The organism is Calditrichota bacterium (genome assembly GCA_013112635.1).
Lineage (GTDB): Bacteria > Calditrichota > Calditrichia > Calditrichales > J004 > JABFGF01.
Genome location: JABFGF010000008.1, coordinates 130995 through 152690 on the forward strand (window position 1 = coordinate 130995; position 21696 = coordinate 152690).

The following is a 21696-nucleotide window of genomic DNA, read 5'->3' on the forward strand; positions in this document are numbered from 1 at the left end:
CTTAAAAAAAATGAGTGATTGGAATTTATTACAATGAAAATAAACTCAAAAGAAAATGACAAGTTTATTGGAACTCCATGGAATTCAGAACCGAATGATGATTTCAATTCACAAGCTTACTGGAATGACTATTATGATAAAATTTTATTAGATGAGAAATTAAAAGAACTGGAATGGGCAATTATTGTAAATATCGAAAATCTCAAAAAAGCTTTAGAATCTTTGGATGAACTACCTGCTGGTGATTCGAAAAGGTTTCTTTATGCAGGGTGCGGAATTTCCCAAGTTCCTTATATTTTGTCTTTATGGGGTTTTGCTGTAAATGCAATAGATTCCAGCGAGGCTGCAATAGATATAGTATCTAATTTAGAATTAAGGAAGAGAGATTTGGCACTTTCCATTTATGTTTTGGACCCAAATGAAAAACGGACTACAATAACAAATGATCCCAAAATATCTATAAATGAATTAAAAAAGTATCAAAGTACTAATGGAACTTTGAAATTCTTAGTGATGGATTGGTTCTCAGACAAATTAAGGCCTAAGAGTTTTGATTTTGTTTACTGCCGAAATGCGTTGCGTTGTTCAACTAAACCGTATTGGCGTAAATCTCTAAAAAGATTCAATGAACTTTTAAAACCCGGTGGCACGCTTATTCTGGAGACACTAAATGCCATTGGAATTCAAGATGAAGTAAGAGCCCTTTTTAAAGAGTACAAATTTGTGAAACCAAAACTGGATGAATCCAGAAACAAAACTAACAAATATATTATTGATGATTGGCCTACAGGTTAACTTAGGATAAAAATGAAAAAACACTCAACAGAATATCAAAAAATAACAAATGAAGAACTGGTCAATTTATTGTTGGAATTTGATCCTTTTAATCCTGGTAAAAGAAGTAAACTCTGCGATGAATTTAAACGGCGTAAATTAAATCAACATGATATTGAAGAATATGTTCGGGATTTTAATGTTAAAAATATTAAGAAAACAATAATGCTACCTGATATGCCTGAAGATAAAATTAGAGCAGCACTGAAAGAAGGAGCTCGGTTTGTTGTTTTTGAGTTTTGTTTTTCTATTGTATTTTGGACATTTCTGTTACCAAGCAATTCATATCTGATTAAGCCGGGTGAATCTACTTTACAACATAGTGGATTATATTCACTAGCATCGTTTTTTTTAGGGTGGTGGGCAATTCCCTTGGGACCAATCAGAACAATCAGTACAATTATAAAAAATTTTCGCGGTGGTGAAGATGTTACAGACCAGATTGCTTATTTACTGTCTGAGTTTCAATTGATGAAATCAGACCAATTCTTAATAAAGTGTGTCATTCACTGAATAATAGAAAGTAGGACTTCTTATACGCTTTATCCCTGGTCAGAGCCTTCCTATTTTATGGTTAAGACGGTTAACTTATGAAGAAAATTGAAATACCAAAATATGTTTGGGAAAGAGCATATAAGTTTTCTGCATTTGAGCAGTATATGGTTATATCAATGATCTACGTAGATTTTTGGTCATTTTAATACTCATTTATTAATGGAGGAGGTCAATTGAATAAGATAATGATACTGTTATTTTTAATTTTCAATGTTGGGCTTGCACAAGACACTGTTTTGGTAAAGCTTAATGATTATGTAAAAAACCTGATGGAAAAAACCAACACACCTGGCTTGGCAATGGCAGTTGTTAAAGATGATGAAACAGTCTATAGTAAAGGTTTTGGAAAATTAGAGTTTGATTCAAACCGGGAAGTAAATGAAAATACACTTTTTGCAATCGGTTCAATCTCAAAATCATTTACAGCTGCTTGTCTGGCAATGCTTGTAGAAGAAGAGAAAATTAATTGGGATGACAAAGTACAGGATCATTTATCTGATTTTCAATTGTATGATCCTTGGGTAACGCGGGAGTTTACCATTAGGGATTTACTACTTCACCACACTGGTTATCCTTACGCGAGCTGGGGTTCGCTATACTATGGCTCAGAATTGTCCAGAGGGGAAATATTTAAACGTTTAAAGTTTTTAAAACCCAGCACTAGTTTTAGAAGCAAATTAGCTTATCAAAATGTTACATATATGATTGCCGGTTTAATTATCGAAAAAGTTACTGGCAAATCATTTGAAAATTTTGTCAGAGAAAATCTGTTTACCCCTTTAGGAATGGACAATAGTTTCGCTCAGTTTCAACATACTAAAACAAAAAAGAATCTTTCTTCACCTCATATTTTCAAGCAAAATAAAATTCAAAAAGTAAACAATAGAAACTATGAAGGTATCGGACCGGCTGGCGCTTTGTATTCCACAGCAAAGGATATGGCCACCTATATTAAATTTATAATTGACCAGGGGGTTTTTAATGGAGATACGTTAATTGCGCCAAGGGTTTTTTCAGAACTGCTTAAGCCACATGTATCTTTCCCTTTTTGGGGTTATTCTGAATTTGAACACTATGGGTTCGGTTGGTTTATTTCAAATCAGGGGGGATATAAAGTAATTGAACATGGAGGCGGAGTTGATGGATTTTCTGCAGATATTGTTATTGTTCCTGAGTTGAACCTTGGAGTGGTTGTATTAACTAACCAGGAACTATTAGCGTCAAGTGCAATCTCACGATTTGTCATCGGACAATATATTGGAGTTAACAATTATGACATTTCACCTAAAATATTGGAGTGGAATAAAAAATATATTGAGCGTGAGAAGAAAAGAGTAGATAACTTGGGCAAAAACCAGATAAAACACACACAACCTTCGGTTGCATTAGAAACATTCACAGGAACTTACAACGATAAGATGTATGGTGAGCTTTATATTGGTCTGGAAAATGATAAATTAAGGTTATCTTTTGAGCATTCTCCCACATTCAATGCTGTTTTGGAACATTATCATTATAATATTTTCCGGTTACTTTGGCAAGATCCTACACTCCCAGATGGGCTTATCGTTTTTAACTTAAATTCAAAAAATAAAATTAATGGCTTCGATTTTGATATTCCAGGCTTGTTGGATGCTGATTTTAAAGAGCTTCAAATTAAAAAGAAAAAATAACCACCCTATAATTGGAGGTCAAAATGCGTTTTTTATTTACTTTCTTCTTACTTTTTCAATCTTTGATTTCCCAGCAGGTCGATCCACACCGACTAAACCACAATGCGGAACCCATTTTTCAGACAATCCACTTAAATCTTAATCCGGATAAAAATGATTACAGCGGTAGTACAATAATTAGCCTGAAAATTAAAGAAGAACTTTCCAGCTTCCGTCTCCATGGAAGTGATTTTAACATTACGGAAATTGAACTTAGGCAAGGGAGTGAATTGATTTCTGTAGGTTATGAGTTCCTTGATTATGGTTTATTGAAAATAAAACCTATACAGGCCCCACTGATCGGTGATTATAAACTATATGTTACTTTTAATGGAACCGTTAGCAAAAAGGGTGAAGGGATTTCAAAGTTTGTGAAAGATAGTTTAAATTATATTTACACCCAGTTCCAGGCAATAAAAGCGCGTAAGTCTTTCCCTTGTTTTGATGAGCCCAATTTTAAGTTCCCATATCAAATATCGATTACTTCACCTAAAGAATATCTGGTGGTAAGTAATACTCCAATCGAAACCGAAACAGTCAATGGGAGTGAAAAAACAGTTTTATTTAAAAATACAAAACCATTACCAAGTTATCTTCTTGCCTTTGCCGTTGGTCCTTATGAAACTACGCAAATCCCCGGATTAAAAATTCCTGGTCGAATTATTTTACCCAAAGGAAATTTGGACAAATCCAGGATTGCAAAAAATATGACCGCCAAGTTGCTTACAGCTTTGGAAAATTATTTTGGAATGCCTTATCCATATGAAAAACTCGACTTTATTGGTGTCTCCGGTCATGGTGGTGCCATGGAAAATCCAGGACTTGTTGTTTATATGGAAGGATTATTAATCGATGCTGAGGAAGTTCCTTTAACCCAAAAACGAGATATAGCTTATTTTGTAGCACATGAGCTGGCTCATATGTGGTTTGGTGACTTGGTCACTTTGGAATGGTGGGATGATACCTGGTTAAACGAGGGGTTTGCTGATTGGATAAGTATGGAAATCCTGATACAACAATTTCCGGAACTAAAACCGCGTGAACAGCTGCTTAAAAATTTTAATTGGGCATTGTGGGGAGATGTTAAAGCTACTACAGAACCTATTCATCGTATAGTACAAGGAGATGACAATCCTGAAGATGTTTTTGACGGTCTTACCTATGCGAAAAGCCAAATTGTTTTGAGAATGATTGAATCCTGGATAGGGCGCGATACTTTCAAAAAAGCATTAAATAATTATTTTAAAAAATATAAATGGAAAAACACTACGGCAGACGATTTGATTATTACTCTGCAAAAAGTGTCTGGTAAAAATGTTAAGCAGGTAATGAACGATTTTGTTTTCCAGGCTGGTATTCCATTACTAAAAGCCAATTTAAAGGATGCCAATACGATTCAACTTACTCAACAACGCTATAAAGGCGTTGAGAATGGAAATGAATATAATACTCTGTGGCATATCCCTTTGAGTATAAAAATTTATGATGGAAATACTGTCCATAAAAAGAAAATATTTCTTAACCAGCATTCAGAGGAATTTTCTTTTCCCGGTATAGATAATATTGAATGGGTTTATTTAAAAGAAGATCTCCTAGGTTATTTTATTGCTGTAGTTCCAATAAGATTTTATACAAACATGACAGGGCAACCCTATCTTACAAAGTATGAAAAAAATGACTTGTTATCGGGATTAGGATATAGCCATTTAGCCGGTATATTGAATCCAACAGACATCTTAGATATGGCTTATAAACTTCGTCAATCATCTGATCCATCAATTATAGAAACCTTCGCTACCAGAATCTATACAATTTGGAATATTTACAAAGAAGGTTTTAATGCAGAGGATTTTAGCATTTTTGCGAATAAAACTGTACTGCCTCTTTTGGAAAGTGTAGGTTATGGTTTTTCACTAGTCGAATCAAACAGCAAAACAAATGCAAGAGATTTACTTTTTGATGTTCTTGGGCAAAATCCTGATGTAATAAAAAGAAGTAATAAGTTTGCTAATAAATATTTGAAGAATGAAAACACTCTTAATTCTAAACACAGGCCATATCTCCCACGACTGTTTTATAGTGAAGGGACATTAGAACTACATGAGGAGATTATGAGTCGTTTAAAAAACTCAAATATCGCAGATGAACGCTGGCTTTTAAGCCAAACAATCGGTTGGTTTAAAAATGATATTTTGGTTAAAAAGAATCTTGAGTATTCTTTATCTGCTGATCTTGAACCGTTCCAACGCCTCTTTATTGCAATGGGGGTTCAGAGTATGTACAAATGGGATATTGAGAACAAACAAACACTCATTCCCTGGCTAAAGCAAAACTATGTCACACTCAAGGAAAAAGTTTCAGAAGATATACTGAATAATTGGTTGCCTTTTTTTGTTTGGGATTATGACGATTTATCGCTTTTTAATGATCTTTTCCCAAAAGACAAACGATCTAGGTCGATGCAAAAATCTTTGGAGAAAAGAATAGAAACTTTGAAAAAGAATAAAAAACTTCGGGAACTTTATGGTAAAGATGTAAAAGAGTATTTAAGTGGTTTTGGGAAATCTGTTGAGGCTACACAGTAAAAATTTTACAACTTATTCAATGTTTCTGTTAAACATTGCGGAGATAAATAATGAAAGCATTCTTTTCTTTAATTCTGATGATTCTCAGTTTTTCCAGTAGTTTTGCCAAAACAACTTATAATTTAAGCTTTGATGAATTGGATAATAATCTAGAACCAATAGATTGGGATCTCGGTTTCAAGAAGGGCGGGGCAAAGGGTTATATATTAGAGCTTGATTCAATAAATGTAAAAGATGGGAAATATTCTCTTTCAATCACTAATAATCCAAATAGTAAAAATAGAACTTTTGGTGCATGTTCTTATATGATTCCTGCAATATTTGCTGGGGATACAGTGGAACTAAAAGGATTTATGAAAACCGAGAACATCACAGACGAAGGCTTTGGTGGATTGTGGATGCGTGTGGATGGTGATGCAGGGGCATTGGCGTTTAATAATATGCAAGATAAAAAAATTACTGGTACAAATGGTTGGCAAGAGTATACAATCCGTTTGCCTTTGGATGAACAAGCCTCAAAATTATTTATCGGTGGGTTACTTGTTGGTACTGGGACAGTTTGGTTTGATAATTTTAAACTGAGAATTGATGGTAAAGAAATTGAAAACGCACCAAAGAAGAAAATTAAGATATATAAAGCGCAAATGGATTCTGCCTTTTATGATGGATCAAAAATTCGTTTTTCTTCCGTAAATGATGATCAGATAAAAAATATAAGCATTTTGGCAAAGGTTTGGGGATTTTTAAAATACTATCACCCTTCTGTAGCTGAAGGAAATTTCAACTGGGATTTTGAATTGTTTCGAATTTTACCCAAAATTATGTCAGCTAAAAACAAGACAAATAGAGATCGTTATTTACTAAAATGGATAGAAAGCCTCGGTCCTGTTTCAATTTGCGATACCTGTAAAACCAAGATAAATGGAGATTATAAACAAGTACCTGATTTAGTTTGGATAAATAATGGAATTGTTGATGAACAGTTAAAAAGTAAGCTGGATTTTATTTATAAAAACCGAAATCAAAAAAACAACTATTATATTTCATTAACGCCCTGGGTTAAAAATCCAATTTTTAAGAATGAGAATCCTTATGAAGGTTTTGATTATCCTGATACTGGATATAGGCTCCTGGCTTTATTCCGGTATTGGAATATAATTCAATACTTCTCTCCCTATAAATATATTATAGATGAGAATTGGCACACAGTTTTAGATCAGGCAATTCCAAATTTTATAACTGCCAAAAATCCATTAGAATATCGCCTGGAATGTTTAAAATTAATCGGGAAAACTAGTGATACGCATGCAAATATATGGGGGCAAGATTCAATACTATCTAATTATTATGGATTATACTATCCTTCTGTTCAAGTAAAATTTATAGAAGAGAAGTTAGTTGTTACAGGTTTTTACAATGAATATCTAGGAAAAAAAGATGGCTTCCAAATTGGAGATATCGTAGAAGAGATTACTGATAAAGAAGTAGATAAACTATTAAAAGAAAAATTACCATTTTATCCGGCATCTAATTATTCCATAAAACTTAGAAATATTGGCAGAAACATTTTGCGAGGAAATAAAAAAAGAGTAAAACTAAAAGTAAAAAGAAATGGCAATTCTTTATTCAAAACGCTTAATAGATATCCGGTTGATAGCCTTAACTTACAAATTGACCGGGCTCATAATAAACCGGATAGTTGTTATAGGTTAATCTCTAAAGATATTGGGTATATTTATTTAGGAAATATAAAAAGCGCAAAAATAGATACAATATTTAAAAAATTTAAAGCTACAAAGGGTATTATTATTGATATAAGAAATTATCCTTCAGAGTTTGTGGTTTTTTCAATGGGAAAACATTTGGTTCCAAAGCCAACAGAGTTTGCCAAGTTTACATATGGTAACATAAACCATCCAGGATTGTTTAGTTGGACACCAGCAATAAAAATCGGAAAAGAGAATCCGGACTATTACAAAGGCAAAGTAGTTATTTTAATAAATGAAATAACACAGAGTCAGGCAGAATATACTACAATGGCATTTAGTACAGCTCCCAAAGCGATAGTAATTGGTAGTACAACGGCAGCAGCAGATGGTAACGTATCTACATTTTATTTACCTGGAAATATTCGGACTATGATAACTGGTATTGGTGTTTATTATCCTAATGGCAAAGCTACACAAAGGATTGGAATTATTCCTGATATTAAAGTTAAACCAACAATTAAAGGGATAAGTGAGGGGCGGGATGAACTCTTAGAGCGAGCTGTCAATATAATCAATAATTGAAAATACTTTAGTAGTTAATATCTAAAATTGTAGAACAAGTCCCCGCTGACTCACTGAAAAAGCCTGTAATTTAAAATTATGGTCTTTTTTTTGTTTAAAAAGCTCTTCTATATTTAGCAATTCTACTTTTCTTTTTCCTCGAAAAATTTTTTTTTGAAAAAATCCCAAATCCCGCTTGAAAATGATAACAAATTAGTTTATAATTGATGCCTTTTAAATGACAATAAAAATTATGAAAATAGACTTGAGTGGGATTTTTTAGGAGGTTTGATGAAGATTAGTCAATTAAGATCGTATCTGGATGATTTTGATGAGCAAGCAGAGGTATTTGTTAACCTTTTCGGGCTAGAAGGCAACCAGGAAATTTATGAAATTACAAGCGCCTCTAATAATGGGGGGCACTTGCAGCTTACCATTGATGAAGCTGATTCGCATAGTGATATTGATTTTATGGATCATGATATGGATGACAGGTAAACTATCCTGTTTAACTACTTTTTAGCCCTGTTGTAGAAATGCAATAGGGCTTTTTTATTTACTTGCTACTCTTTGTAACATTTAAGCACCTTCTCCCGTAATAGATGCATTCATCCCAACTACATTAGGAGGACTTATGCATTTACCCACCAAAATTATTTTTATTTTGATTATTTGCTCATCAATTATATTTGCAAAAGATATTAAAAAAGATTTTAACCAAGTATTTACAGTAAATGATGGTGCTACACTATTTTTAGAGTGTGGGGATGGAGATGTTGATATTCAAACCTGGGACAAAGATCAGATACAGGTAGATGTTGTGTATCATGCAACAAGCAAATCATCATCAGACAGAGATGAAAGTGACTTTGACGTTGAATTTAGGCAGAATGGCGATAATATTTATGTTACTGGTAATGAACAACGTAGAAATACATTTGGTTTTTTCTCAATTCACTATGTTGAATATAAGTTTACCATAAAAGCTCCGGCTTATATAAACATTGATATTGTCGGGGATGACGGAAATATTCATATTGAAAATATTAATGGCGAAATTAAAACAAAATCAGATGATGGAAACTTGTCATTGGAAAACATTTCAAATAAAAAAACCAACATAAAAACAGAGGATGGCGATGTACGCATCGATAAGCTGAGTGGAGAATTGATTATTCGTTCTGATGATGGAGATATTTTCCTACAAAATCTCAAATCTGATGAAGTTGAAGCGAGTTGCTCCGATGGCCGGATTAAAATAATCAATAGTACGGGTGATTTTTTTGTAGATAGTGATGATGGTGACATCACTCTAAATAATATATCTGGGAAAAACCTGAGTGCCCGAACCCAGGATGGTGATGTTGATATTAATTTTACGGGTAGTGGCGTAGTAGATGTAGATATTAATACAAATGATGGCAGAGTAAATTTAGAAATTGAAAATTCTGTTTCAGCAAAATTTGTATTAGAAACAGATGATGGCAGAATTCGATTTAATATAAATGATGCGGATATTATATATGAAGGAAAAAGACGTGTAAAAGGGCGTATGGGAGATGCAGAAGGTCATATCCGTATTAATACAAACGATGGGTCAATTACTTTAAATGACTAGTTTGGATTAATATACTAATAGATAGGGGAGCATATGTTTAAACGAAAACAAGATTACTTCTTTTTGTTTAGCCTTGTATTTATAGTTTTTTTTAGTGGTTACTTCATATTCGATCAGATTCAAAACCGCAACCTGAATTTGTACCTGGACTTGATGCATGAAACTCTTTCAGATATGATTACAGATGAAGAAGACCGAGCGAGTTTTGAAAAATTTTATGATGAATTTATTCGAAATGTGGAAAATGATTCTCTTTCGTCTGATGATATAAAATTATTTGCTGAAAATATTATTGATCTAAAGCAGGAAAAGGAACAAATAAATCAAAAAGATATTGAGACAATTTTCTCAAAAAACCCCAAAAAAATTGATGTAGAAATTTTAGTTGCACAGATGCCTCAAAAACACATTGATGTTGACTGGATAAGTTTGGCAAATGACTTCCGAAAATCACGTAAAGAAAGCGATTCAGTTCTGGTGTTGAAAAAGATGCATGCCAACATTGAAGCACAAATCTCAATTCAGGAAGAATTATCTTTGGCGCTTAGGGAAAATTCAATTCAGGCTGCAAAATATTATGAGAAGAAAAAAGCAGAATTGGATAAAATTGAGAAAATTTCTAAGCACCGGTTCCACCATATGGAAGAGGATCTTTTAAAAGAAATTGAGAAAATCAAATCAGACAACTTTAAGATAAAACTCAAGTTGAATTCTATTGATTCGCTTAAATACATAATTGCATTGGAAAGAGAAAAACTAATTCCACGGTTAGAAATGGTCGATTCTACAATAATTGAATAGTTACAATCAAATAAGCCTGTTAGATTTTTAATAAGCCTTTTCTTATAAAATTCTTTTGTTTCTTTATTTTTCTTCGATATATATTAGTGATAACAAAATTCTGCGATTTATTTCTATAAAATTCTTCAAAAATTATAAAATCTAAATATCGGCTATAACAGGAGGTTGCATGGCAAATCCGGTTGATTTAAAACAACTTATTCAATTAATAAATGACCAAAAAGGATTAGATACTAATTTGTGTCTGGATTCCGGTTGTGTAATTGATGCTGAAGACAAGAACTCTTTAATAAAGATTATAAACTACTTTTTGAATTATTTACATCAACTATCTGATAAAACGATGGAGATTTCTTTGGATTTAATGGGTAGTTCAATTTTAATGGTTTTAATGTCTTTTACTGACAAAGATTCGCTTCCGGAAATAAGCCCAAACCTGAAAGGCGCTTTAGATTCATTTAAAGCAAAATATGAACTGGTGCACAAAGCCGGAAATTATGTTCAAATCAAAATAGAATTCGCAAAATAGCAACCGCCTGCAACAACCTTACATTATCTCCGTACATTCCTCCTATGTAAAGATTATTTCATTAAAGGAGGATAAACATGCAGCACAAATATCAAAGGGCATTTACACTTTTTTTATTTCTTATTCCCCTTCTAAGCGTTGCCCAGGAAACAAGTCTTGTAGAAATTGATGATTTATTTCCTGAAAAAGTTACTGTAGCCGGATTTGTGCTTACCGAATCACAGGAAGTTTCGATTGATGCTGCAGCGATTACTCCTTATCGCTCAAAAAGAGCGTTTCCATTTACCGATGCATGGATTTTAAATAGTAAAACACGTGAAGTAGTTTGGGTACTATCAGATGCGGATGATGTTGATCGTACACGATCTGTAACAACCTTTGAAGATAAAGTTCAATTGGATGCAGGCAATTACGAAGTTTACTATTCTACTTTTCCAAATTACCAAAATATTTATGGAAACTGGCGTAACAATCACGGTTTCTGGGATAATATTTTTGGGAACGTTTTTCATGGTGGAGATTGGGATATTCGGCGTCGGGATTACAGGGAATTACACATTAAAATAACCGGATCGGGTACAGCGGTTGATGATGATGTTGTCTATGATTGGCAATCTGAAAAGAAATCATCAGCAATATTAGATTATTCATCATTGCGAGATGATGTTTTTGAAGAAACAATCATGAAATTGTCAAAGGCAGCTACAGTAAAAGTTTATGCACACGGCGAAGCCATGCAAGATGGTAACTACGATTATGGTTGGATTCAGGATTTGAAAACACGGGAAAAAGTTTGGGAATTTGATTATAGAAATTCCGCACATGCCGGTGGAGCCAGTAAAAACAGGTATGCAGAAAAAACAATCGACCTGGATGCTGGTTCATACAAAGTTGTGTTTGTAACAGATGATTCGCATAGTTACCGAAGATGGAATTCAGCTCCTCCTTATGATCCAACATTTTGGGGCATCGTAATCTGGCCGGAAAATAAAGAAGACAGATCAGCAATTTCTTTTGAAGATATTGAAGATTATGAAGAAAAAAATGTTATTGTAAAATTTGACCGAGTTCGTGACCGGGATTATAAGTCTCAAGGTTTTACTTTGAATAAAAGTTTGACAATGCATGTTTACGCCCTCGGTGAAGGACGTGATGGAGAAATGTATGATTATGGCTGGATTGTAAATGCCAACACCCGTGAAAAAGTATGGGAAATGGATTATTATGATACGGAAAATGCAGGTGGAGCGGATAAAAACAGGTTATTCGATGGAACGATAACTTTGGATGCAGGTAATTATATCGCTCATTATGTGTCAGATGGATCTCATTCTTATCACAGATGGAATAGTTCTCGCCCATTTGATGAAAAGAGTTGGGGAATGACAATCAGCGTACTGGATGACAATTATAGTGCTTCGGATATAGTAGAATATGATGAAAGCAATGATGAATCAATTCTTGTCCGTATCACACGTGTTGGTGATCATGATCGTGCACGTTCCAGCTTCTCTATAAACGAAGATCAGAAAGTTCATATTTATGCAATTGGTGAAGGCAGTGGTAACGAAATGTATGATTACGCCTGGATAGAAAACTCTAACACTGGCCGAATAGTTTGGGAAATGACTTACAGGAAAACAGAACGTGCAGGTGGCGCGCGTAAAAACAGGTTGTTTGATGATAATATTTTTCTGGAAGCTGGGGAGTATGAAGTTTTTTACGAAACGGATGATTCGCATTCATTTGCGGATTGGAATGACAGTCCACCGCGAGATCCTGTTAGTTGGGGAATAACAATCACAAAATTAGATGAGTAACTTTATGAGGCCTTGAGAATATCAAGGCCTTTTTTTTGTAGAAAACTATTTCAAACGTGATTTTAGTTTTGGTGGCTCGGGGGTGTTTTTTATAAATAAAGCAATACCTGCTACAAGTGTTACAAATACTAAAGTCCAGACTATGGTATTTCTCTTCCGGGCGTATTCTGTTTTCTTAATATCCTCTTTAACCTTGTCATTAAAATTATTTTTATTAGGAGTTGTATAAACGGAATCGTTATCAATATTATATAAATATTTAATTGCAACACCGCTAAACACTGGGTAAGAATATTCTGTTCGATTTGAATCATTGGTGACTTTCGACTCATTTTTGAAAATTCTATTTACATTTATTATTGCATCTGCTCCTTTGCTATATGCCTGATATTTCAAATGGGCAATCATCAAACCATAAGATGTATCGCTGTGGCCGTTGGCTTCAACAAATCCAATTTGAGTAAAACCATATACAGGCAAACTGCCTTCAAAGTACAGTTCTATTTCTTTTGAATGGTTTTTGTATTTATTATTTGTGGTTGGTGTAAAGCTGGATTTTATGCCCGATGAAGATACGCAACTGTATAAAATTATAAACGATAAAAAAATTGTAAAAATATTTCTTACCATATTTTACCTCGTTTTTGATTTTGAAACCAGTTCATCTCTCTAACTGACAAAAAATATGCCAAAACCAGATCTTCTATAGAAATAGATATTTAAAATAAAATGTGTAAACTGTGTAAACAAATCTTGATGATATTTGTAAACATTGTTAGTGTTCTGAATAAAATTTGGAAGTGTTGAAAGCAGAAAGGCAATTTTGTAGATGGTATTATGACTTATCAGGTTTTACTTCATTAAATAAAAATATAAAACCATGTGCAAAATAATAATAAGGTACATAATCATTTTTATTATAAGATAGTCCAATCATAAAATTAGCATTATATTTTGATTTCTTTATTTACAATATTTTGAAATCGTGTTGTTGAGATATATCTATCTGAAAGTAATTTTCCGTTATAAATAAGATTAAAAATGCTGTAAAGAGAAGGCGCTTTTTGTGCCTGTTCTGCAGTTTCAAGGACAACAATTTTAGGCTTAAGCTTTTCTTTTTTCAATATTGGTTTTACTTCTTCAATGAAGCGGGCAACCCATGGACATTGTTTTGAATAAATGATAGTTAAGTCTTTGGTGTTTTCTAATTCAGCAGCCCAATTGTTAATTGAAGGTTGCGTTCCGTTTTTAAACTGTTTTGAAAGCAGTTGATCTTTTCCCGATTCTGCAATTATTTTGTAACCATTTTTAATAAATAGGTCTTTCGTTGTCATGAATGATTTATCGCTTGTAACAACAGCAACTCCATTCATATTTTGCGCATCTTTTTCAGCCTCATTTATTAAGAGGCGTCCCAGGCCTTGATGATGATGTTTTTTACCATTGATCCAAAGACAATGAATAAACATATAGTCTTTTGCACTTACAGCTCTCCAACAAAATTCTCCGGGAACATATTCAATAAAGCCAATTGGTTTTTTTTCACCTTCAATATAAAGTAGTTTTATAACCAGACCATTTTTAAACTGTTCTTCCATCCAATCGATTTTTTTATGATAAAGTTCATGCTTTGGATTTATAAAACAAATTGCTTGTGGATGATCAGCAATATTATCCATTGTTATATTGACGATTTTTGTTTCCATTATCAACCATCTCCTTTAAGCTGTTTTTTAACCGCATATGCATAATATGGGATTAAAATCAAGGTGGTAAAAGTTCAATAAATTTAACAAATTATTTAAAGATTCCCAAGTGAAAACAAGGTATAATACACTTACAATTTTTGAATAATAATCACCATAAATAGTTTGCCCCATAAAACTAAAAAAACTACCTTCATTTGATAGTATAATTCTCAACTTAAACAAATAAACCAATCGATTATTATGGATTATCTTTGGAAATCGCACAAGGCGACTGATAAAAGTCGTCATCAATCCTGGCGTTTAAAACTGCATGAAATAATTTTTGAGGCCGATACGCGCGCTGGCAAAGTATTTGATATTATCCTGATTCTTGCCATTCTGCTTAGTGTGTCCGCAGTAATGCTGGAGAGTATCCCAGCTGTTAAGCAGCAATATGGTTACCAGCTTTTTATAGCGGAATGGACTTTTACAATCCTTTTTTCAGCAGAATATTTTCTACGAATAACGACTGTTGGACGGCCCGTGAAATATGTTACAAGTTTTTTTGGGGTAGTCGATTTCCTGGCAATTGTACCTACCTATCTAAGCCTTTTATTGCCCGGTACACAAGCGTTGGCCGTAATAAGAATCTTGAGAGTTTTGCGAATTTTCCGCGTGCTAAAACTAGTACAATATCTTGGAGAGGCACAAAGTCTCGTTGCAGCTTTAAAAGCGAGCCGCCGAAAAATCATCGTGTTTATGTTTACCGTGGTTTCACTTGTGGTTATAATTGGTTCCATTATGTATTTGGTTGAAAGTGAAGAAAGTGGTTTTGAAAGTATCCCGCATAGTATTTATTGGGCAATCGTAACTTTAACGACTGTAGGATATGGTGACATTACGCCGCAAACTGATCTTGGAAAAATGCTTTCGGCCATCGTTATGATTTTAGGTTATTCAATCCTGGCAGTGCCAACCGGAATTATTACTGCAGAAATAACCATGGGAGCAGTTAAGGGACGCATCTCTACACAATCCTGCCCTGAATGCAGCGCAGAAGGTCATGATGCGGATGCTGAATATTGTAAATTTTGCGGACAACCTTTGAATCCTAAATCCTGACTCACTTCTGAAAGAACACTAAATGTCTGACTCCTTAAAGCCAACGCCCCTATTTCCAATTCTGTTGGTAAACTTTATTGGTATGCTTGGTTTTAGTATCGTTTTACCATTCCTTGTATTCCTTGTAACCGATTTTGGCGGCAATGCTTTTATTTATGGACTAGTTGGTGCAATGTATCCGGGATTGCAATTAATTGGTGCGCCTATCCTGGGCCGTTTATCTGATAAATATGGACGTCGTAAAATTTTGTTGGTTAGCCAGGCAGGAACCTTACTTTCGTGGGTTATATTTCTAAGCGCATTTTTTATTCCAGTGGAGCCACTTTTAGAATACAGCTCTTCAATTACCGGCTCATTTGTATTAACCTGGCCTTTGATTATTGTATTTTTTGCCCGCGCCTTTGATGGCCTTACAGGAGGCAATATTGCTGTTGCCAATGCTTACCTCGCAGATATTACTCCACCCGAAAAACGTAACGTTAATTTTGGCAAAATGGGTATTTCTTTTAGTCTGGGATTTATTGTTGGGCCTGCGCTGGCCGGTCTTCTGGGTGCGTTGGGATATGGCAACCATTTGCCGGTGATTGCTGCTTTATTAATTTCTTTTATAGCAGTTTTCCTGATCTATTTCTATTTGCCGGAGTCGAATGGAAAAAGCAAAGGAGATTATCAGCAAAAGGAAAAGCCGACAATTGGGTTTATTCTTCGGCTACCTCATATCGGCTATATGCTGGGAATGTATTTTATGGTTTTTCTTGGCTTTCATTTATTTTATACAGCATTTCCTGTACATGCAATTGAAAACCTCAACTGGGATGTTTCGCAAACAGGAATATTTTTTACAATTATGAGTACCATAATGGTTGTAGTCCAGGGTCCCATTTTAAAAAGTGTTTCTTCAAAAGTAAAAGAACCAATCTTGATAATTTTTGGTGGAATTATTTTAGGTACAAATTTCCTACTTTATTTTCCATCAAATACGGCTATTACGTATTTTGCTGTTATTCTTTTCTCACTTGGCAATGGATTGATGTGGCCATCGGTACAGGCTTTTCTTTCAAAAATAACTCCTGCTGAGCACCAGGGTGTTGTTCAGGGCTTTGCCGGAAGTTTTGGAAGTTTGGCTGGCGTTATCGGCCTAATTGCCGGTGGGTTTTTCTATTCATCTTTGTCAACAGATGTATTCATATTTTCTGCTGTAATAATTTATTTTGTAGCTATTATGGCTATTCGTTTGCTTAAAATTGAAACACAATGACCTTAATTTTGCAAGAAAAATAAATTTACTTTGTCAGAAATAATAACACGAGAATTTTAGGAAATGGATGATTGCACAAGCCGGCGTAATAAATTCAACTGGGTCCCAAATGACATTTGATGATATTTATCAGGAGAATGCCGATATGATTCTTAACCTGGCCTACAGAATGACCGGTAAACAGGAAGTTGCACGTGATTTAACCCAGGATATTTTCGTAAAAGTATACGAAAAATCAGATTCATTTCGCGAACAATCAAAAATTTCTACATGGATTTACCGTATTGCCATGAATCATATCCTGAATTTTATAAAGCGGGAAAAGCGACTATCATTTTTGGATTTTATGGAGCAGGATACAAAAACTGTTCGTGAAGGAACGGTGACAGTATGGGAACAAAACCTGCCGACACAGCCTGATAAAGCTTTGGAAGATCATGAAAAAGAGAATATTATCCGACACTTTGTTGAACAACTTAATGCAAAATATAAAATTCCATTCCTTTTGTTTCGATATGAGGAAATGAGTTATCAGCAAATTGCAAATCAGCTAGGCTTAAGTATGAGTGCTGTCGAAAGCAGGATTTTTAGAGCCAAGAAGAAATTGGCTGAAAAACTAAAACCATGGCAACACCGATTATAAAATTATAGTTTAATATCGTACCAAAAGAAAAATAAAATGAATCAAAGGTACAATCATGAAAAATGACAAAATAGAACAACTCCTAAACAAAAAGGCGAAATCACCAACGCCAGGGTTAACTCCGGATCCGTTTTTAGCTACCCGAATTGCAGCTATTGCAGATGGTAAGAAACAGGAAAAGGCTGGAGGGGCTTTGGTCTCCAATTGGTCTTTTGCATCCGTGATTACGGCCTTTGCTGTTGTTCTTGGAGTTTATTTTGGTTCAGCAATATTAGACTCCGAAGTCCAAAACACTGATGATGTTTTTAGTGAATACAGCCAGGCTTTTTATCAAACAGGATTTGCTGAGAATTTTGAAACTACTTTAGATAGTGGAGGGTCAGAAGAATGAAAGTAAAAATAATTAGTGGCCTTTTGATATTTTCCCTGGCATTAAACCTGGCTGTTTTAGGTACTTTTATTTATAAACGGTTTTTGGATCCGAACCCACGCTTCTATGGCGGAGGCAAGGGTGGCCGTATGCAATTCTTAAAAGATTTAGATGTTAAAGATGCCGAGCGGGAAAAAATTGTTCAGCTGTTCCGAGAATTCCGTGAAAAAAATCAGGAAACTCAGGAGCAAATTAGGAATATAGAAGATCAACTCTTTAAAATTTTGCAAAGTGACAGCTCAGACATGGATCAAATATATTCTCTAATGGATCAGATTGGAGAGAAAAAGCTTTCACTTGGAAAAAACGCCCTTGATCAGTTTTTAAAAGTAAAATCATTTTTATCACCGGAACAACAGAATCATTTCTACAAAATGTTGATGAAGAACAGGCCTGGTTCAAGACTACGAAAACCCCCGGAAGAAATATTTAAAGATCGTCAACAACGGATTGAAAACAGAAAGAACAGAAAAAATAATCGCTCCAATTAGTTGAATAAAAATAGTGCAACTTTGCAACAGAATTCATGAACTTTGATAATTATTATTATTGTTTATTAAGCACTTGAAAGTAGAAAAATTTCCAGTAAATTTAAATATCTTAATTTTAGCAGGAGGAAAAATGCATAAACCTACATTTTATGTATTAACAATTATCTTTTTTTCAAGCTTACTTTTTTTCGCTTGTGAAAATTCCGCAGAACCCAAAGAAGAAGAAAAGAGTGATTTTAATTCAGCTTTAATTCAATCCTTTGATGATGAAATAAAACTTGTCCAGAATGGATCTAAAGATCTTGAAGGAGATGCTATGTTTTCGTTGTCCTGGGGAAAACTTAAAGCTCCGTTTTTAGATTTAGAGTTTGAAATGGGAAATGCAATGGCCGTGGCATTTGATGAAAAAGAAACAAAGCGTGGCTATTTCCATTTTGGTGGGTTAGATATGGGCGATGTTTTGCTGGAAATGCCTTCGGATACATTGCACCTAAATGGCATAAATGGTCGTGGTGGAAGCTATATTTATATTTCTGCTCCTAAAATTGAAGGCCGAGGCCGCCATGGATTTGACAGTTTTAATTTTTCAATGGTGCCATTTGATGCCAATTCTGATTACATCTTTAAAACATCAGGCTCTGATGATATTGAAGCAATGACAGTTAGTTTTAAAACTCCACAAGCTTTGTTATCCATCAGCAACTTAGAGGAAGGGCAGGCTATTAATCCATCCGAAGATCTTGTTATTGATTGGCAAGGTGCGGCTGCGGAAAGTAAAATATTAATTGCTTTACTTCCATTTCATAATCCCAATGGCCGAGGAAAAGACCGCCTCAAATTACGCGATCTAAAGGATAATCCGGATTTTGTAAGGCTGGATTTTGAAAATCATCCTGTGATTATTGAAATGATGGATGACAATAATGGCACTTTTACAATCCCGGCAGAAAAACTAAGTGAACTTGTTGAAAGTGTAGATGCAAAATCACTTTTACTGCATATTGCTGCCATTGATTTTACAAGTGAAGAAATAAATTCGAAACTGATTAACAAACTTATCCGCATGAATGATAAAACTGTTTTAGTTATTGAGTAAAACGTTTTAAATAACATATTTTTTTTGATTTAATCTCTCTCCCAAAATACAACCTGGTTTCTATTTAGATTTTAGAAACCGGGTTTTTTAATAAATCGTATCTTACAGTCAGATTTTCCTTTTGCCAGTAATAATCAATCTTATTAGATTAGCATCCCAATTCCACTTTTAAGGAGAACTCAATGAGATCGATACTTCTTTTTTTACTTAGTCTGTTTTTAATTTTAAGCTGCACTCAAAATGCCCAGCTTCAAAACGAAGTTCAGGGTTATCTTGATTCTTACACAAAAGAATACCAAAAGCTTTATTATGCATCAGCAAAAGCTCAATGGAAATCAAACACCTACATAATGGAAGGTGATACCCTAACAAAAAAAGCAACTACCGAAGCGAATGAAGCTTATGCCGAATTTACCGGCAGTGCAGAGAACATTGAAACCGCACGCAAATATTTAAAACAAAAAGAATTGTTAAAGCCATTACAGGTAAAACAGCTCGAGGCTATTTTATATGCTGCTGCGGATAATCCCTCTACGGTGCCGGATTTGGTTAAAGACCGTATCGCTGCAGAAACCGATCAGGTAGAAAAATTATATGGTTTTGATTTTCAAGTAGCAGGAAAATCAATTTCAACAAATGATATTGACCAGGTATTGCGCGATTCAAAATATCTGAATAAAAGACTTGAAGCGTGGCAGGCAAGTAAAGAAGTTGGTAAGGGTTTAAAAGATGGTTTGGCAAATTTACAATCATTAAGAAACAAAACGGTTCAAGCCCTGGGTTATGATGATTTCTTTTCTTACCAGGTTTCTGATTATGGTATGACCCGTCAGGAAATGATGGATATGAATAAACGGTTTGTGGAAGAGCTTCGTCCGCTATACAGGGAATTGCATACTTATGCCCGTTATACTTTGGCTGAAAAATATGGTGCTGAAGTTCCTGAATATTTACCTGCACACTGGCTTCCAAACCGCTGGGGTCAGGATTGGAGCTCGATGGTTCAGGTAGAAGGAATCAACCTTGATGGAGTTTTAGAAGAAAAGGGCGCACCATGGTTGGTAGAACAAGGCGAGCGATTTTTTGTAAGTCTTGGATTGGATAAACTCCCACAATCATTTTGGGAAAAATCCAGCTTATATCCTTTACCAGAGGGCACGGAATACAAAAAAAATAATCACGCTTCTGCCTGGCATCTGGATTTGGAAAACGATTTGCGTAGTTTGATGAGTGTGATCCCAAACTCAGAGTGGTATGAAACAAGCCATCATGAATTGGGCCATATTTATTATTACATTTTATATACAAATCCCAATGTACCGCCATTGCTTCGTGGTGGCGCAAACCGGGCTTTTCATGAAGCAGTTGGCAGCATGCTCGGCCTGGCTGCAACACAAAAACCATTCCTTCAAGGATTGGAGCTAATCCCGGAAAATGTTGAAACTGATGAAATGCAAACATTGCTTAAAGAGGCTTTGAACTATATTGTTTTTATTCCCTGGTCTGCAGGCGTGATGACCGAATTTGAAAACGAATTATATGCAAATAACCTTCCAAAAGAGCAGTTCAATAAAAAGTGGTGGGAAATAAAAAAGAAATATCAGGGTATTGTTCCACCAACCGATCGTGGAGAAGATTATTGTGATGCAGCATCCAAAACGCATATAAACAATGATGCAGCTCAGTATTACGATTATGCGCTCTCATATATTTTGTTGTTTCAATTACATAACCATATTGCAACAAATATTTTAAAAGAAGATCCTCGTGCTACCAATTATTATGGCAGCAAAGAAACAGGGGAATTCTTAAAGAAAATATTATCTCCCGGAGCCAGTGTGGATTGGCGTAAACTTATGCGTGATTCATTGGGTGAAGAGATTAGCGCAAAGGCCATGCTTAACTATTTTGAACCTTTAATGGAATATCTAAAGAAAGAGAACGAAGGAAGAAAGCATACATTATAAATTTTTTATCCAAACAGAACTCCAAAGGTGTTGATTAATCCTTTGGAGTTCTATTAAACAAATTATTTATAGTTAGTATCAAATGATACCTTAATGAATTTTGTGTATTTTAAACCAAAATCTAAGGAGGTATCATTATGGATCAAAACCTTACCAAAAGGCTTCATTCCAAGTCTGTTAAAAACGCTATTGTTAATAATATTTCTCATGATTTCAACCTTACACCGATACTGGCTGAAGCTTACTTTAACCAGATTAAAAACTATTTCTTAGAACA

19 protein-coding genes and 1 pseudogene are annotated in these 21696 nt (G+C 34.5%); 18 read left to right on the forward strand and 2 right to left on the reverse strand.

The genetic code is table 11. The features are described 5' to 3' along the window. Nucleotides 1-33 precede the first annotated feature (33 nt). The 10 genes and pseudogenes from HND50_18500 (at nucleotide 34) to HND50_18545 (ending at nucleotide 12724) form a co-directional block, all read left to right on the forward strand. Nucleotides 34-795: a class I SAM-dependent methyltransferase gene (locus tag HND50_18500; GenBank protein NOG47239.1), complete on the forward strand. Its 762-nt coding sequence runs from the start codon at nucleotides 34-36 to the stop codon at nucleotides 793-795. Nucleotides 796-984: 189 nt separating this feature from the next. Further along, nucleotides 985-1278 (forward strand): annotated as a pseudogene (locus tag HND50_18505) (hypothetical protein). 284 nt (nucleotides 1279-1562) lie between these two features. Beyond that, the gene (locus tag HND50_18510; GenBank protein ID NOG47240.1) at nucleotides 1563-3062 is read left to right on the forward strand and encodes a serine hydrolase; all 1500 of its coding nucleotides are present in this window, start codon (nucleotides 1563-1565) and stop codon (nucleotides 3060-3062) included. A 23-nt stretch (nucleotides 3063-3085) separates the two neighbouring features. Beyond that, entirely contained in the window at nucleotides 3086-5686 is a 2601-nt protein-coding gene (locus HND50_18515; GenBank protein NOG47241.1) for a hypothetical protein, read from the forward strand. Between the two features lie 50 nt (nucleotides 5687-5736). After that, on the forward strand, nucleotides 5737-7977 hold the full coding sequence (locus HND50_18520) for a peptidase S41 (protein NOG47242.1): 2241 nt from the start codon (nucleotides 5737-5739) through the stop codon (nucleotides 7975-7977). Nucleotides 7978-8247: 270 nt separating this feature from the next. After that, complete coding sequence (locus tag HND50_18525) at nucleotides 8248-8454, forward strand: hypothetical protein (protein NOG47243.1); 207 nt, start codon at nucleotides 8248-8250, stop codon at nucleotides 8452-8454. Nucleotides 8455-8590: 136 nt separating this feature from the next. Continuing rightward, on the forward strand, nucleotides 8591-9574 hold the full coding sequence (locus tag HND50_18530) for a DUF4097 family beta strand repeat protein (GenBank protein ID NOG47244.1): 984 nt from the start codon (nucleotides 8591-8593) through the stop codon (nucleotides 9572-9574). A 33-nt stretch (nucleotides 9575-9607) separates the two neighbouring features. Beyond that, nucleotides 9608-10375: a hypothetical protein gene (locus HND50_18535; GenBank protein ID NOG47245.1), complete on the forward strand. Its 768-nt coding sequence runs from the start codon at nucleotides 9608-9610 to the stop codon at nucleotides 10373-10375. 169 nt (nucleotides 10376-10544) lie between these two features. Further along, the gene (locus HND50_18540) at nucleotides 10545-10904 is read left to right on the forward strand and encodes a hypothetical protein (GenBank protein ID NOG47246.1); all 360 of its coding nucleotides are present in this window, start codon (nucleotides 10545-10547) and stop codon (nucleotides 10902-10904) included. A 77-nt stretch (nucleotides 10905-10981) separates the two neighbouring features. Then, a complete protein-coding gene (locus HND50_18545) occupies nucleotides 10982-12724 on the forward strand; it encodes a hypothetical protein (GenBank protein NOG47247.1) in 1743 nt (580 codons plus the stop codon). Nucleotides 12725-12769: 45 nt separating this feature from the next. On the opposite strand, the gene HND50_18550 is transcribed toward HND50_18545, so the two are convergent. Beyond that, entirely contained in the window at nucleotides 12770-13354 is a 585-nt protein-coding gene (locus HND50_18550) for a hypothetical protein (protein NOG47248.1), read from the reverse strand. Between the two features lie 317 nt (nucleotides 13355-13671). Beyond that, nucleotides 13672-14430 carry a GNAT family N-acetyltransferase gene (locus HND50_18555; protein ID NOG47249.1) on the reverse strand — a complete coding sequence of 253 codons (759 nt, stop codon included), beginning with the start codon at nucleotides 14428-14430 and terminating at the stop codon, nucleotides 13672-13674. Nucleotides 14431-14673: 243 nt separating this feature from the next. On the opposite strand from HND50_18555, the gene HND50_18560 reads away from it, so the two are divergent. The 8 genes from HND50_18560 to HND50_18595 form a co-directional block, all read left to right on the forward strand. Then, nucleotides 14674-15534, forward strand: a complete 861-nt coding sequence (locus HND50_18560) for an ion transporter (protein NOG47250.1) — start codon at nucleotides 14674-14676, stop codon at nucleotides 15532-15534. A 22-nt stretch (nucleotides 15535-15556) separates the two neighbouring features. Continuing rightward, nucleotides 15557-16792: an MFS transporter gene (locus HND50_18565; protein ID NOG47251.1), complete on the forward strand. Its 1236-nt coding sequence runs from the start codon at nucleotides 15557-15559 to the stop codon at nucleotides 16790-16792. Nucleotides 16793-16859: 67 nt separating this feature from the next. Next, on the forward strand, nucleotides 16860-17435 hold the full coding sequence (locus tag HND50_18570) for a sigma-70 family RNA polymerase sigma factor (protein ID NOG47252.1): 576 nt from the start codon (nucleotides 16860-16862) through the stop codon (nucleotides 17433-17435). 55 nt (nucleotides 17436-17490) lie between these two features. Then, a complete protein-coding gene (locus tag HND50_18575; GenBank protein ID NOG47253.1) occupies nucleotides 17491-17826 on the forward strand; it encodes a hypothetical protein in 336 nt (111 codons plus the stop codon). Then, the gene (locus HND50_18580; GenBank protein ID NOG47254.1) at nucleotides 17823-18356 is read left to right on the forward strand and encodes a periplasmic heavy metal sensor; all 534 of its coding nucleotides are present in this window, start codon (nucleotides 17823-17825) and stop codon (nucleotides 18354-18356) included. Before HND50_18575 ends, HND50_18580 begins: the two co-directional genes overlap by 4 nt. 130 nt (nucleotides 18357-18486) lie before the next feature. After that, entirely contained in the window at nucleotides 18487-19452 is a 966-nt protein-coding gene (locus tag HND50_18585; GenBank protein ID NOG47255.1) for a hypothetical protein, read from the forward strand. 182 nt (nucleotides 19453-19634) lie between these two features. Continuing rightward, nucleotides 19635-21419, forward strand: coding sequence for a M2 family metallopeptidase (locus HND50_18590; GenBank protein ID NOG47256.1), 1785 nt, complete (start codon nucleotides 19635-19637; stop codon nucleotides 21417-21419). A 137-nt stretch (nucleotides 21420-21556) separates the two neighbouring features. After that, a partial coding sequence (locus HND50_18595) for a hypothetical protein (protein NOG47257.1) occupies nucleotides 21557-21696 on the forward strand: 140 nt, incomplete at its 3' end.